The organism is Agrobacterium tumefaciens (genome assembly GCF_017726655.1).
In the GTDB taxonomy this organism is placed as follows: domain Bacteria; phylum Pseudomonadota; class Alphaproteobacteria; order Rhizobiales; family Rhizobiaceae; genus Agrobacterium; species Agrobacterium tumefaciens_B.
The window spans coordinates 1373044-1386340 of sequence record NZ_CP072309.1 but is presented as its reverse complement, the minus strand read 5'-3'; the positions used below and the strand labels follow the sequence as shown (position 1 = coordinate 1386340).

Annotated in this window: 11 protein-coding genes and 1 other RNA gene; 7 read left to right on the top strand and 5 right to left on the bottom strand. The window is 58.9% G+C overall.

Going from position 1 to position 13297, the window contains the following annotated elements; all coding sequences use genetic code 11:
* Window positions 1–44: 44 nt before the first annotated feature.
* The 5 genes from AT6N2_RS20615 to AT6N2_RS20595 form a co-directional block, all read right to left on the bottom strand.
* Window positions 45–662 (bottom strand): 5-formyltetrahydrofolate cyclo-ligase, encoded by a 618-nt coding sequence (locus AT6N2_RS20615; protein WP_209091125.1) that lies wholly within the window; start codon window positions 660–662, stop codon window positions 45–47.
* Window positions 662–1924 (bottom strand): hemolysin family protein, encoded by a 1263-nt coding sequence (locus AT6N2_RS20610; protein ID WP_063950370.1) that lies wholly within the window; start codon window positions 1922–1924, stop codon window positions 662–664. The genes AT6N2_RS20615 and AT6N2_RS20610 overlap by 1 nt, the downstream gene beginning before the upstream one ends.
* A 227-nt stretch (window positions 1925–2151) precedes the next feature.
* Window positions 2152–2310, bottom strand: a non-coding RNA gene (gene ssrS / locus AT6N2_RS20605) — 6S RNA.
* A gap of 77 nt (window positions 2311–2387) precedes the next feature.
* On the bottom strand, window positions 2388–2765 hold the full coding sequence (locus AT6N2_RS20600; RefSeq protein WP_209091123.1) for a cell division protein ZapA: 378 nt from the start codon (window positions 2763–2765) through the stop codon (window positions 2388–2390).
* Window positions 2766–2775: 10 nt separating this feature from the next.
* Window positions 2776–3048 (bottom strand): DUF4164 domain-containing protein, encoded by a 273-nt coding sequence (locus AT6N2_RS20595; RefSeq protein ID WP_046799912.1) that lies wholly within the window; start codon window positions 3046–3048, stop codon window positions 2776–2778.
* Window positions 3049–3372: 324 nt separating this feature from the next.
* Here AT6N2_RS20595 and tkt point away from each other — a divergent pair, with 324 nt between their 5' ends.
* From tkt to AT6N2_RS20560, 7 genes are all read left to right on the top strand, one after another.
* A complete protein-coding gene (tkt, locus tag AT6N2_RS20590) occupies window positions 3373–5355 on the top strand; it encodes a transketolase (RefSeq protein ID WP_144576671.1) in 1983 nt (660 codons plus the stop codon).
* Window positions 5356–5417: 62 nt separating this feature from the next.
* A complete protein-coding gene (gene gap / locus AT6N2_RS20585; RefSeq protein ID WP_209091121.1) occupies window positions 5418–6428 on the top strand; it encodes a type I glyceraldehyde-3-phosphate dehydrogenase in 1011 nt (336 codons plus the stop codon).
* 317 nt (window positions 6429–6745) lie between these two features.
* On the top strand, window positions 6746–8611 hold the full coding sequence (locus AT6N2_RS20580) for a potassium/proton antiporter (protein WP_144576673.1): 1866 nt from the start codon (window positions 6746–6748) through the stop codon (window positions 8609–8611).
* 67 nt (window positions 8612–8678) lie between these two features.
* On the top strand, window positions 8679–9881 hold the full coding sequence (locus tag AT6N2_RS20575; protein WP_209091119.1) for a phosphoglycerate kinase: 1203 nt from the start codon (window positions 8679–8681) through the stop codon (window positions 9879–9881).
* A gap of 190 nt (window positions 9882–10071) precedes the next feature.
* Window positions 10072–11097: a class I fructose-bisphosphate aldolase gene (locus tag AT6N2_RS20570; protein ID WP_209091117.1), complete on the top strand. Its 1026-nt coding sequence runs from the start codon at window positions 10072–10074 to the stop codon at window positions 11095–11097.
* Window positions 11098–11471: 374 nt separating this feature from the next.
* The gene (locus AT6N2_RS20565; RefSeq protein ID WP_063950365.1) at window positions 11472–12761 is read left to right on the top strand and encodes an MFS transporter; all 1290 of its coding nucleotides are present in this window, start codon (window positions 11472–11474) and stop codon (window positions 12759–12761) included.
* On the top strand, window positions 12758–12949 hold the full coding sequence (locus tag AT6N2_RS20560) for a DUF1192 domain-containing protein (protein WP_063950364.1): 192 nt from the start codon (window positions 12758–12760) through the stop codon (window positions 12947–12949). The genes AT6N2_RS20565 and AT6N2_RS20560 overlap by 4 nt, the downstream gene beginning before the upstream one ends.
* The last annotated feature ends 348 nt before the right edge of the window (window positions 12950–13297 follow it).

Below are 13297 nucleotides of genomic sequence, written 5' to 3'. Positions count from 1 at the left end.
GATGTTTCGTCCCCTCTAGCGGGTAATCGATCTTTTAAAAAGTGCTAAACCGCGTTTTGCCCGCTGAACGGAACCGACGACGGGGCAGAGAACCAATGCAGACCGCTCTCGGTCAGGACGGCATGAAGCGGGACATCATGCGGCTCGGCGGGGATGGAGGCCGCTTCCTGGCAGTCGAACGCCACACCGACGAGAACAGGGTTTTTACCCTTTTCATAAAGCCGGGCAATGGCGCGGTCATAATGCCCCGCTCCATAGCCGACCCGCTGGCCCTGGCCATCGAACACGGAGAGTGGCACGAGCAGCATATCGGGATCCAGAACGTACGCGTCCTCGCCCGGGCCCGTCGTGCCGAAGCCGGTCTTCACCAGCGGCGTGTCCACATCGAAAGCGCGGAAAACAATCGTCTCCCGATCCAGAACGACTGGAAGCACCAGACGCGCACCACGCCCACGCAACGCTTCCATCAGGGGACGGATATCAGCTTCGGAGCGGATCGGCATGAAACCGGAAATCACCGTGCCCGGCGCAAATGGCAGGCCGGTGGCACCGTGTTCTGTTATGGAAAGGCTTTTCTGCTGCCGTTCCAAAGGCGTCAACGTGTCACGCGCGGCGAGTTTTTCGCCGCGCAACCGTGCTTTTTCGCCAGCGTCGCCGAACATCAGGCGGCCCGGCTCACAAGAACCTTGTCGATGCGGTGCCCATCGAGGTCGATAACCTCGAAACGCCAGCCATTCCGCGTCACGTGTTCGCCAAGCTCCGGCAGACGACGGAATTCATCGAGAACCAGACCGGCGACGGTTTCGAACTCGGCATCCTCGGCGATCTGGAAACCCATGCGGTCGGCGAATTCATCCGCAGGCATCCAGCCGGCAACCAGGAACGAACCATCCTCGCGCTCGACCATGGCAGGCTCTTCATCGTCCTCTTCCTGGAAGGCACCGGTAATAGCTTCCAGAACGTCGCCGGAACTGATGATGCCTTCGAAATGGCCGTACTCGTCGTAAACCAGCACCATATGCACGGTGGAACGACGCAGGGACTGGATGACGTCGACCGCACTTGTCAGGTCGGAAACAACGGGAACCTCACGAAGCAGTTCGCGGATATTGAGTTCCTTGCCGGAAGCGAGGGCATCGAAGGCATCCTTGGCAAAAAGCACACCGAGGATCTCGTCCGAAGCGCCGTTTCGCACCGGCAGGCGCGAGCGCTGGGTCTGGCGCAACTGTTCGCGGATTTCGTCCGCCGTGTCTTCGATATCAACCACCTCCACATCGCGACGCGGCGTCATCAGTCCGCGCGCATTGCGGTCGGCAAGGCGCATGACGCTGGTGATCATGGCCGATTCCTCGGTTTCGATCACGCCAGCGCTGTGGGCCTCGGCCAGAACGGTGCGAATTTCATCGTCCGTGACAGACGCATTGGACTCGCCGCTGTGGCCAAGCAGGGCAAGGACCGCCTTGCCCGACCGGTCGAGCAGCCACACCAGCGGCGCGCCGATCTTGGAAAGCAACAACATAGTGGGAGCGACGCGCGCGGCGACCTTTTCGGGATCACGCAGCGCAATCTGCTTCGGTACGAGTTCCCCGACGATGAGCGACAGATAGGTGATGGCGACGACCACCGAACCGACGCCAAGCGCATCGGCGGCACGGTCTGGCACGCCCTGTTCCACCAGCCAGGCAGTGAACCGGGCGCCGAGGGTTGCGCCTGAAAATGCGCCGGACAGCACGCCGACCAACGTGATGCCGATCTGAACGGTCGAAAGAAAGCGTCCCGGATTTTCGGAAAGCGTGAGCGCCAGCGTGGCGCCTTTGCTGCCTTGAGCGGCAAGCACTTTAAGCCTCGCCGGTCTGGAGGAGACAACGGCAAGCTCGGACATGGCAAGCACACCGTTCAATACGGTGAGCAGGACCACGATCATAATTTCAGTAAACAAGTTTAGCTCTTTGGGCTGTTGAACGGCACGTCGCGGTTGTGACCGCAGCGCCCCTTTTTAAAGGGCATGACAGACATACCAATCCGGATAATAGGGAATTGTTCCGCCATTGCAATGACGACACAATAAAAAAGCCGCCTCCGGCAGCCATGAAAAATCACTGTCGACTATATCAGAAATGGAAAAAGCACCGGTTTGATCCGAAGCCTGAAGTGCGTTCCACGGCGACCGATGGAGAGTTACGATCCTGGGTGCCTACAAAAGTAGGTGGGCACCGTGTGTCCAGCCCCACGGGACTGGCCAGGGACAGCTCCCTTTGGATCGAGTATGGCCCCAGGGATTGTGGTTCCTGTCGGGAAGCGCAGAACGCAACCAAGATATAGGACGGATCAGCGAAAACCGCCAGAGGCGGGAAGCGAAATTTTACCGTAACAGAAGCATCTAACAGTCAGTGCGTCGCCGGCTTTGGCCGCGCCAGCAGTTTTTCGGTGATACCGTTCAGGCGGTCCGCCAGGTCGCCGATGGCAAGCGCCACCAGTTCATCCGATTTGGCCTTGTGCTCGGCCATGCCGTCACGGTTGCGCGAAAGGGATGCCACCTCGCCTTCAAGCTTATCGATCTTGCGATTGAGCTCGGAAAGCTCGTCCATCACCATGATGCCGGCCATGACAGTCAAACGCAGATCGCCAATCTCCCCGAACTGGCTCTTGAGATGCCCGACATACCGGTCGAAACGGGTGGCGAGATCGGTCAGATGTTCCTCCTGCCCTGCCTCGCAGGCCATACGATAGGCCTTGCCGTCGATCATAACTGTGACTTGCGCCATGAGCCCGCTCCTATCGATCCAGCACCGCGCGGATCGTTTCCATCGCCGTTACCAGCCGACGGGAAACCTCGCGATTGACTTCTTCAAGACGGTTGGCGCGAAACTCGGCCTGATCAAGCTCCTGCGCAAGTCTCGCTCGATCGACATGGACCCGTTTGACCTCATTGTCGATTTCGCCCGTCTCCCGCTGCCGCTCGATACGCATATCGATGGCATTTTCGAGATTTGTGATGGCAGCATTCAGCTCCGTCAGCGCAGATTGCACGGTCTTCTCAGCCGACATTGTTTTTTCCAACTCGCACGTCACCGGCCGAATCGTCCGGTTTCAGGCCACTTAAACGCTCACGAGGTTATTACCCGATTTACCATCCCGTCAATCAAACCAGTGCATTGTGGCGTTTTGCTCTGTGGATGAACGAAGAAACCAGGCTGGGTGGTACACCAAATCCGTTCCAGCCCCCGCTCTGCGAAACGATTTTTATCGACCGCAGAACCGCAATTGCCCGTCGATTTATTGACTTGCCTGCCTCACCTGCTATGGATCAACCCGCTTTTTGGATAGTTGCGTAAAACTATCTCCTTTCACCCGGAAACAGACGGAAAAGCCATGATTTCTCGCGACAAACACAACCGGATGGCCAATGCGATCCGCTTTCTTGCCATGGATGCAGTGGAGAAGGCCAATTCCGGCCATCCCGGTCTGCCGATGGGCGCCGCTGATGTCGCCACCGTTCTCTTCACCCGCTACCTGAAATTCGATCCGAAGGCGCCGCATTGGCCGGATCGCGACCGCTTCGTGCTGTCGGCGGGCCATGGCTCGATGCTTCTTTACTCGCTGCTCTATTTGACGGGCTACGAGGACATGACGATCGACGAAATCAAGCGCTTCCGTCAGTTCGGCTCCAAGACCGCCGGCCATCCCGAATATGGCCATGCGACCGGCATTGAAACGACGACCGGCCCGCTCGGCCAGGGCATCGCCAACGCTGTTGGCATGGCGATCGCCGAGCGCAAGCTCGAAGAAGAATTCGGCTCCGACCTGCAGAGCCACTTCACCTACGTCCTGTGCGGCGACGGCTGCCTGATGGAAGGCATCAGCCATGAGGCGATTGCGCTTGCCGGCCACCTGAAGCTGAACAAGCTCGTCCTCTTCTGGGATGACAACAACATCACCATTGACGGTGAAGTTGGTCTTTCCGACAGCACCGACCAGATCGCCCGCTTCCAGGCCGTTCACTGGAACACGATCCGCGTTGACGGCCATGATCCCGACGCGATTGCCGCTGCCATCGAGGCCGCGCATAAATCCGATCGTCCGACCTTTATCGCCTGCAAGACCGTCATCGGTTTCGGCGCGCCCAACAAACAGGGTACCCATAAGGTCCACGGCAACCCGCTCGGCGCAGAAGAAATCGCTGCGGCCCGCAAGAGCCTGAACTGGGAAGCCGAAGCTTTCGTCATTCCGGAAGACGTGCTGGATGCGTGGCGTCTTGCCGGTCTGCGCTCCACCAAGACCCGCCAGGACTGGGAAGCCCGCCTCGAAGCGACTGAGACGGCCAAGAAGGCCGAGTTCAAGCGTCGCTTCGCCGGTGACCTGACGGGCAACTTCGACAGCTCGATCGACGCTTTCAAGAAGAAGATCATCGAGAACAACCCGACCGTTGCAACCCGCAAGGCATCGGAAGACTCGCTCGAAGTCATCAACGGCGTGCTTCCGGAAATGATCGGCGGTTCTGCCGACCTGACGCCGTCCAACAACACCAAGACCAGCCAGATGAAGTCCATCACGCCGACGGACTTCTCCGGCCGTTACCTTCATTACGGCATCCGCGAGCACGGCATGGCCGCTGCCATGAACGGCATCGCCCTGCATGGCGGCCTCATCCCCTATGCCGGCGGCTTCCTGATCTTCTCGGATTACTGCCGTCCGTCGATCCGTCTGGCTGCCCTCATGGGCATCCGTGTCGTCCACGTTCTGACGCATGATTCCATCGGCGTTGGCGAAGACGGCCCCACCCACCAGCCGGTGGAGCAGATCGCAGCGCTTCGCGCCATTCCAAACCTGCTCGTCTTCCGCCCGGCAGATGAGACCGAGACGGCGGAATGCTGGCAGCTGGCGCTGGAACAGAAGCATCGCCCGTCAGCGCTGGCACTCACCCGCCAGAATCTCGCTCCGTCGCGCAAGGAATATGAAGAAAAGAACCTCTCTGCTTACGGCGCATACGAACTCGTTTCCGCCAGCGATGCCAAGGTTTCGATCTTCGCTTCCGGTTCGGAAGTCGAAGTGGCTCTGAAGGCTGCCGCAACGCTGAAGGACAAGGGCGTATCCGCCCGCGTGGTTTCCGTTCCCTGCTTCGAACTCTTCAAGGAACAGCCGGAAACCTATCGCAACGCCATCATCGGCAAGGCTCCGGTCAAGATCGCGGTGGAAGCCGCCATCCGCCAGGGTTGGGATTACTTCATCGGTAACGATGGCGCTTTCGTCGGCATGCATTCCTTCGGTGCGTCGGCCCCGGCAAAGGATCTCTTCAAGCACTTCGGCATCACGGCGGAAGCCGTTGTCGCCGCCGTCGAGGCAAAACTTGCGTGAGGGCTTCGAGAGCCCTTACCACTCAGCAAAGACCACGCCCATTTTTGTTCGGGAGACTGTAAATGACTGTAAAAGTTGCCATTAACGGCTTCGGCCGCATCGGCCGCAATGTTCTGCGCGCCATCGTCGAATCCGGCCGCACCGATATCGAAGTCGTTGCCATCAACGACCTCGGCCCGGTTGAAACCAACGCACACCTGCTGCGCTACGATTCGATCCATGGCAAGTTCCCGGCCGAGGTAAAGGTCGAAGGCGACACGATCATCGTTGGCGGCGGCAAGCCGATCAAGGTCACCGCCGTTCGCGATCCGGCAACGCTGCCGCACAAGGAAGTCGGCGTCGACATCGCGCTCGAGTGCACCGGCATCTTCACCGCCCGCGACAAGGCCGCTGCCCACCTGACGGCCGGCGCCAAGCGCGTCATCGTTTCGGCACCGGCTGACGGCGCCGACCTGACGGTCGTTTTCGGCGTCAACGACGACCAGTTGACCAAGGACCATCTGGTCATTTCCAATGCGTCCTGCACCACCAACTGCCTGGTGCCGGTCGTGAAGGTTCTCGATGACGTCGTTGGCATCGATCATGGCTTCATGACCACGATCCACTCCTACACGGGCGACCAGCCGACGCTCGACACCATGCACAAGGATCTATACCGCGCTCGCGCCGCAGCCCTGTCCATGATCCCGACTTCGACCGGTGCTGCCAAGGCCGTTGGTCTGGTTCTGCCGCACCTTAAGGGCAAGCTGGACGGCACGTCGATCCGCGTTCCGACCCCGAACGTTTCGGTCGTGGACTTCAAGTTCATTGCCAAGCGCGCCACCTCGGTCGGTGAAATCAACGAAGCGATCAAGTCCGCCGCCAACGGCAAGCTCAAGGGTATCCTCGGCTACACGGACGAGCCGCTGGTTTCGCGCGACTTCAACCACGACAGCCATTCGTCGATCTTCGCCAACGACCAGACCAAGGTCATGGAAGGCAATTTCGTGCGCGTTCTGTCCTGGTACGACAACGAGTGGGGCTTCTCCAACCGTATGTCGGACACGGCCGTCGCCTTCGCGAAGACAATCTAACGAATAATCTTCAATCAATGCAGGTCCGGCGGGAGCAATCCTGCCGGATTTTTTATTTCCGGATTTTTCCTCTCAAGTGCCGCCAAGTTTTCAAGTTCCTGCCTTTGTCTGGTCCATTTTGAAACGGACAAGTGACGCAGGGATAACGGTCGTGCGCAATGCACTTCGGCCCTGCCGTATCTTTCGATACACCCCGCCTTGCGTCACCTTTCAACGCCGCCGAACAAGCGCTGACAGATCGCAACCCGTGGCGCATTGACTGCGAACGTGCAGAGCAATCATTGCAGCGGCCAGCGCGGCGTGAAGAGGCGGTGGACGTGGAATCATTTTATCTTCTGTTGCTGGTGGCAACTGTTCTTGTCCTTGTCGCTGCCTTCTCGAGCCTGATCGCCTACCGTTTCGGTGCGCCGCTGCTGCTGCTCTTCCTCGTGATTGGACTCGCGGCGGGTGTGGACGGTCTCGGTATTGAATTCACCAACAACCCTCTCGCTTATATGCTCGGTTCGCTGGTGCTCGCCGTCATCCTGTTCGACTCCGGGTTTGGCACGTCGATCCAGTCTTTCCGACTTTCCGCGGCGCCGGCAATGGCGCTTGCTACGGTCGGCGTCATTTTAACATCCGTCTTCTTTGCAGGCGCTGCCGCCCTGCTGCTCGGGCTCTCCTGGCTCGAAGGCCTGCTGCTTGGCGCTATCGTCGCCTCAACCGATGCGGCAGCGGTCTTCTTCCTGCTGCGCATCGGCGGCATCCACATTCGCGACCAGGTGCGCTCGACGCTGGAAGTCGAATCCGGCACCAACGATCCGATGGCCATCTTCCTCACAGTCGCCCTGGTCGAGATCATCGCCAAAGGACAGGGCCTCTCCGGTATCGACAGCGGTTTTCTGCTGCTTTTTGTTGAGGAAATGGGGCTCGGCGTGATCTTCGGCGTGCTGGGCGGCCTCATGATCGCCACCGTCGTCAACCGTTTCGCCGCCGACCGCGGACTGGCGCCGATATTCGTGCTAGCCCTGGCGCTCCTCGTGTTTTCCTTTACCGGCACGATTGGCGGCAGCGGCTTTCTGGCGGTCTATGTCGCCGGCATCGTCGCCGGCAATCGCAGGATCTTTGCCAAGGAAACCATCCGTCGCTTCCACGAGGGGCTGACATGGCTTGCCCAGATCATCATGTTCCTGATGCTCGGCCTGCTTGCGACGCCGTCGCAATTTCCAGCAATCGCGATTCCAGCCATCCTGCTGGCGCTGTTCCTGATCTTCGTCGCCCGTCCGCTCGCCGTTTGGCTGAGCCTCATGCCTTTCAACTACACGCAACAGGAAACATCCTTCGTCGCCTGGGTCGGCTTGCGCGGAGCGGTCTCGATCCTGCTTGCCATCATGCCAATTCTTGGCGGGCTTGATGATGCGCAGATCTATTTCAATGCCGCCTTCATCATCGTGCTGGTATCGCTTCTCGTGCAGGGCTGGACCATCAAGCCGGTGGCGACACGGCTGGGGCTTATCGTGCCTCCACGCATGGGCGAAGTGGACAAGCTGGAGGTAGACCTTCCCGGCACGGCCAATCACGAACTGATTTCCTATCGCGTCGCCAGAGGCAGCGCCATCATGCAGGGCGAGCGCATTCCGCGCTGGGCGATGCCTTCACTCGTCGTGCGCGACGGCAAGTCGATCCGCTACCAATATGCCGGGCGGCTGCGTGAAAACGACCTCGTTTATCTCTTCATAGCGCCCGGTTACTCCCGGCTGATCGACCGGCTGTTTGCCAGCGCCCTGCCCGTTGCAGATGACGATGCCGATTTCTTCGGCACATTCGCGATCTCGCCCACCCGCCCAGCAAAAGAACTGGACGCAGCCTATGGTCCCGGTTTGCTGTCGCCTACCGAGCAGGCGATGAGCGTCGCGGAATTGATCGAGGCACGCCTTGCCGGCAAGGCTGATTATGCCGATCGGGTCCGTCTTGGCTCCATCGTTCTGATCGTGCGGGCGCTGGACGAACATGAGGCGATCACCGGCGTCGGAATTTCGCTTGAACCGGTTGAGCCGGCAACCAGCCTCCCGATCTTCATCAGCTTCTCGGAAATCCTCAATCGCGTTCGGGAATACGTGGCGCGCAGGCGCCAGCCACGCCTTCAGGACCACCAGGAGAACGTGCCTGCGCCTCCCAATACCGTGAGAGAAAATGAGGGTTGACCGACTTGCGTCGGCATTCAGGCATAGTATGTTCCCTGCCGAACTCGCAACAAATCAGGATCGACCCATGCCCTCTTTCAAGACCCTCGACGACCTCAACGACATCGCCGGAAAGCGCGTTCTTGTACGCGTTGATCTCAACGTGCCGGTCGCAGATGGCAAGGTGACGGACGCGACCCGGATCGAGCGCGTCGCGCCGACTATCCTGGAGCTGTCTTCAAAGGGAGCCAAAGTCATCCTGCTCGCCCACTTTGGCCGTCCACAGGGCGAGCCGGTCGCCGAGATGTCGCTCTCGCAGATCGTGCCTGCCGTTGAAGACGTGCTGGACCATGCCGTTTCCTTCGCCAGCGACTGCGTCGGCGCACCGGCGGCAGACGCCGTTGCAAAAATGAATGACGGTGACATCCTGCTTCTGGAAAACACCCGTTTTCATAAGGGCGAAGAGAAGAACGATCCCGCTTTCGTCGAGGCGCTCGCAGCAAATGGCGATATCTATGTCAACGACGCCTTTTCCGCGGCCCACCGCGCCCATGCCTCGACCGAGGGGCTGGCGCGTCATCTGCCTGCCTATGCCGGCCGCACTATGCAGGCCGAACTCGAGGCGTTGGAAAAAGGCCTCGGCCAGCCCGTTCGCCCGGTGGTTGCCATCGTCGGCGGTGCCAAGGTTTCGAGCAAGATCGATCTCTTGATGAACCTCGTCAAAAAGGTCGATGCCCTCGTGATCGGCGGCGGCATGGCCAACACGTTCCTCGCGGCGCGCGGGACAAATGTCGGCAAGTCTCTCTGCGAGCATGATCTGGCCGAAACCGCAAAACATATCATGATCGAAGCGGCGACGGCCGGCTGCGCCATCGTGCTGCCGGAAGATGGCGTTGTCGCGCGCGAGTTCAAGGCAGGTGCCGCTAACGAAACCGTCGATATCAACGCTATTCCGGCCGATGCCATGGTTCTCGATGTGGGCCCAAAATCCGTTGAAAGCATCAAGGCCTGGATTTCCCGCGCCGAGACCCTCGTCTGGAACGGCCCGCTCGGCGCATTCGAAATCGAGCCCTTCGATGCAGCAACCGTGGCTGCGGCGAAACATGCAGCCGAATGCACCAAAGCCGGCAAGCTCATCTCCGTCGCCGGTGGGGGCGATACCGTCGCTGCGTTGAACCATGCGGGGGTATCGGACGATTTCTCCTACATCTCGACCGCCGGCGGCGCGTTCCTAGAATGGATGGAAGGCAAGGAACTGCCGGGCGTTGCCATCCTGACCGCCGCCAAGTAAACTTATCTCACTTGCCTGACACGAGGCCGGACAAGCCATGCTTGTCCGGCCTTGTCTTTTGGTAAGTGCACGCGGAGGAAAAGTTTCAAACGATTGAAATCATTTCAATCGTTTCAATGAGTTAGCGTGCCATTTCCCTGCCCTGGAACTTCTGTTATCGGGAATTTATTGTGCCTTGGGAGAATAGCAAATGACCGAACGTCTCGAAGACATCGCAATCAAAATGGTCGCCGACGGCAAAGGCCTGCTCGCCGCCGACGAATCCACGGGAACGATCAAGAAGCGTTTCGACAGCATCAACCTGGAATCGACTGAAACCTCGCGCCGCGACTATCGCGAGATGCTGTTCCGCTCCGAAGACGCCATGAAGAAATACATCTCCGGCGTTATCCTTTACGAAGAGACCCTGTTCCAGAAGGCCGCCGACGGCACGCCGTTCGTTGACATCATCAAGGCCGCGGGCAGCCTGCCGGGCATCAAGGTGGATATCGGCGCCAAGCCGATGGCCTTCCACCCGTATGAATTCATTACAGAAGGCCTCGATGGTCTTTACGAGCGCCTGCGCAAGTATCACGAAGCCGGCGCGCGTTTCGCCAAGTGGCGCGGCGTCATCACCATCGGAGAGCAGCGTCCGAGCTGGGGTTCGATTAAGGCCAACTCCCAGTCTCTCGCCCGTTATGCCGCGCTCTGCCAGCAGGCGGATATCGTTCCGATCGTGGAGCCTGAAGTGCTGATGGATGGCGAACCGGGCACGCATGACATCGACCGCTGTGCAGAAGTCACGCAATGGGTTCTCCAGACCGTCTTTGCAGACCTGTTCGACGCCCGCGTCAACCTTGAAGGCATGATCCTGAAGCCGAACATGATCATCGACGGCAAAAAGGCCCGCAAGGCTTCGGTTGAAGAAGTGGCGGAAAAAACCGTCAAGGTGCTGAAAGCAACCGTGCCGTCAGCCGTTCCGGGCATTGCCTTCCTTTCCGGCGGCCAATCATCGGAAGAAGCGACGGCGCACCTCTCCGCCATGAATTCCGGTTACGACCTGCCGTGGTCGCTCACCTATTCATATGGCCGCGCCCTTCAGGATACCGCTCTCAAGACGTGGGGCGGCAAGCAGGAGAACGTCGCTGCCGGCCAGCGTGCCTTCACGCATCGCGCCGCCATGAACAGCCTCGCCGCCAAGGGCAGCTGGAAACAGGAACTCGAAAAGGCAGCCTGAGGCTTCCGCCGCAGACATACCATAAAAGAAGCCGCCTCCCGGGGCGGCTTTTTCTTTAGAGCGATATGGCGTTAATGAAGGCCTAGGGCCGCAAGAGTAGCGTCGCCGACCAGATGACAAAAGCGGCAACCGCAATCTTCCAGCAATCACCCCTTTTCTTGAGGCCCGGCAGGCCCAGAGGCCGAATGATCTGAACCAGCATGGCCAGCAGTAAAAAAAGGCCGATCGCCTTCGTCATTTATTGAGCCTTTTCTTTATTTCTGCATCGTCACAGGCTGGACATTTTTACCGTTCACCAGAAGAGTGCAACTCATTCGGGTGACCCCGGTTGATTGGCTTGTCGGCTGTCCGTACGAACGCATGAGAGTGACTTTATGAGCAGAAATCTTCTACCTGTATTCGCTCTTTTATCCAGCACTCTGTTTCTTTTTCTCGGTAACGGCCTTCAGGGTCTCATCCTGCCGGTGCGCGGTTCGGCGGAGGGTTATTCCAACGAAATCCTCGGTTTCCTCGGCACGTCCTGGGCGGCGGGCTTTGTCATCGGTTGCTTCGTCGCCCCGGCCATCGTTCGCCGCGCGGGACATGTTCGGGCGTTCGCCTCTTTTGTCGCACTGGTGTGCCTGACAGTCCTGATGACCGGCCTGATCGTCGATGACATCTGGTGGATCACGTTGCGCGCGCTTACCGGCTTCTGCACCGCCGGCACCTCCATGATCATTGAGAGTTGGCTGAACGAACGCGCGACCAATGAGAGCCGCGGCATGATCTTTTCGCTTTACATTGCCATCACCCTGCTCGGCGTCGTCGCGGGTCAGATGATCGTGCCGATGGGCGATGTCAGCAATACGTCGCTGTTCATGATATGCGGCATCATCTATTGCATCGCCATCTTGCCGGCGACACTCTCGAAGGCCGCCAGCCCCCAGCCGTTGCAAAAGGTCAAGCTGGATCTGCCCGCTCTTTACCGCAACTCACCCGTCTCCTTCGTCGGCATCCTGATGATCGGCATCGCCAACGGTGCGTACGGCACGCTGGGCGCCGTCTTCGGCGCCAGGGCCGGTCTCGATCCGACCATGATCGCCATCATGGTTTCGGTCACGATCTTCGTCGGCGCGCTCGCACAATTTCCGGCCGGACGCCTTTCCGACAGGATTGACCGGCGTTATGTCCTGGCGGGCCTCGCCGGTCTCGGCGCGGTTGCCGGTCTCTCCGTTGCGGCGGTCCAACCGCACAACGTTTATGTGCTCATCCCGATGATTGCCATTTATGGCGCTGCAGCAAATGCGCTCTATCCCATTGCCGTCGCCCATGCCAATGACTTTGCGGCGTCACAGGATTTCGTTAAGGTGTCGGGCGGCCTGCTTCTGCTTTACGGCATTGGCACAATCATCGGGCCGACGCTCGGCGGTGCGGTCATGACCTATTCCGGACCCTACGCCCTCTTCTTTGTCACCGCCCTCGCTCACGTCTTGATCACCGCCTACGCCATCATCAGAAGCCGCAGACGTGCCGCTCTTTCGACCGACGAAAAAGACAATTTCTCAACGATGATGCCGACAACACCCTCGCCGCTGGTGACGCCGGAAAGTATTGCGCTCGATCCCCGCGCACCGCAATATCCTGAGGAAGGGGACGGCTATGTTGAAAAAGGAGCAGGCATATGAGCCTCTTTGATGATGATCGTCCGCAGAAGCCGCGAGCACACGAGATCGGCAGCGATCTCAGCCTTCTATCGGTGGATGAATTGAGCAATCGCATCGAAATTCTGCAGGCGGAGATTGCCCGACTCGAAGACGAGAAAAAGAAGAAGTCTGCCGGCAGGGAGGCGGCGGAGAACCTGTTTCGCTCGTGACGAGTCGTCTGCAACTTCGCCAGCAGGAAGCTCAAGTTGGATTTCTACGAGATCAAGATTAATCAGACCAGTGATTCCGGTGCAGTCTTTCGTTTACCATTAACCAAAAATTAAGCTTTCTGAGAGATTACTATACATGTCCAGTTCTTCTGGACCTCAGGCATCTTCTCCATACGGCGAATTGGTCTGATTTTTCTCCCTGTTTTACCTTGAGAGCCGCTTTCGCGGCTCTTTTTTTGCCGTGCATCCTATTTGGTAAAACTGTGGGTATTAACCCTTCTTTAATAATTGCCTTGCGCATTTCAGGTAAAGATACGATCCTGAAAACACTAAAGGCCGGAACAAAAT

Bases quoted from the DNA above. Each gene is read 5' to 3' on its own strand.
- AT6N2_RS20565 (WP_063950365.1), top strand. From the start codon at position 11,472: ATGAGCAGAAATCTTCTACCTGTATTCGCTCTTTTATCCAGCACTCTG.
- gap (WP_209091121.1), top strand. From the start codon at position 5,418: ATGACTGTAAAAGTTGCCATTAACGGCTTCGGCCGCATCGGCCGCAAT.
- AT6N2_RS20615 (WP_209091125.1), bottom strand. From the start codon at position 662: ATGTTCGGCGACGCTGGCGAAAAAGCACGGTTGCGCGGCGAAAAACTC.
- AT6N2_RS20595 (WP_046799912.1), bottom strand. From the start codon at position 3,048: ATGTCGGCTGAGAAGACCGTGCAATCTGCGCTGACGGAGCTGAATGCT.
- tkt (WP_144576671.1), top strand. From the start codon at position 3,373: ATGATTTCTCGCGACAAACACAACCGGATGGCCAATGCGATCCGCTTT.
- AT6N2_RS20560 (WP_063950364.1), top strand. From the start codon at position 12,758: ATGAGCCTCTTTGATGATGATCGTCCGCAGAAGCCGCGAGCACACGAG.
- AT6N2_RS20570 (WP_209091117.1), top strand. From the start codon at position 10,072: ATGACCGAACGTCTCGAAGACATCGCAATCAAAATGGTCGCCGACGGC.
- AT6N2_RS20600 (WP_209091123.1), bottom strand. From the start codon at position 2,765: ATGGCGCAAGTCACAGTTATGATCGACGGCAAGGCCTATCGTATGGCC.
- AT6N2_RS20575 (WP_209091119.1), top strand. From the start codon at position 8,679: ATGCCCTCTTTCAAGACCCTCGACGACCTCAACGACATCGCCGGAAAG.
- AT6N2_RS20610 (WP_063950370.1), bottom strand. From the start codon at position 1,924: ATGATCGTGGTCCTGCTCACCGTATTGAACGGTGTGCTTGCCATGTCC.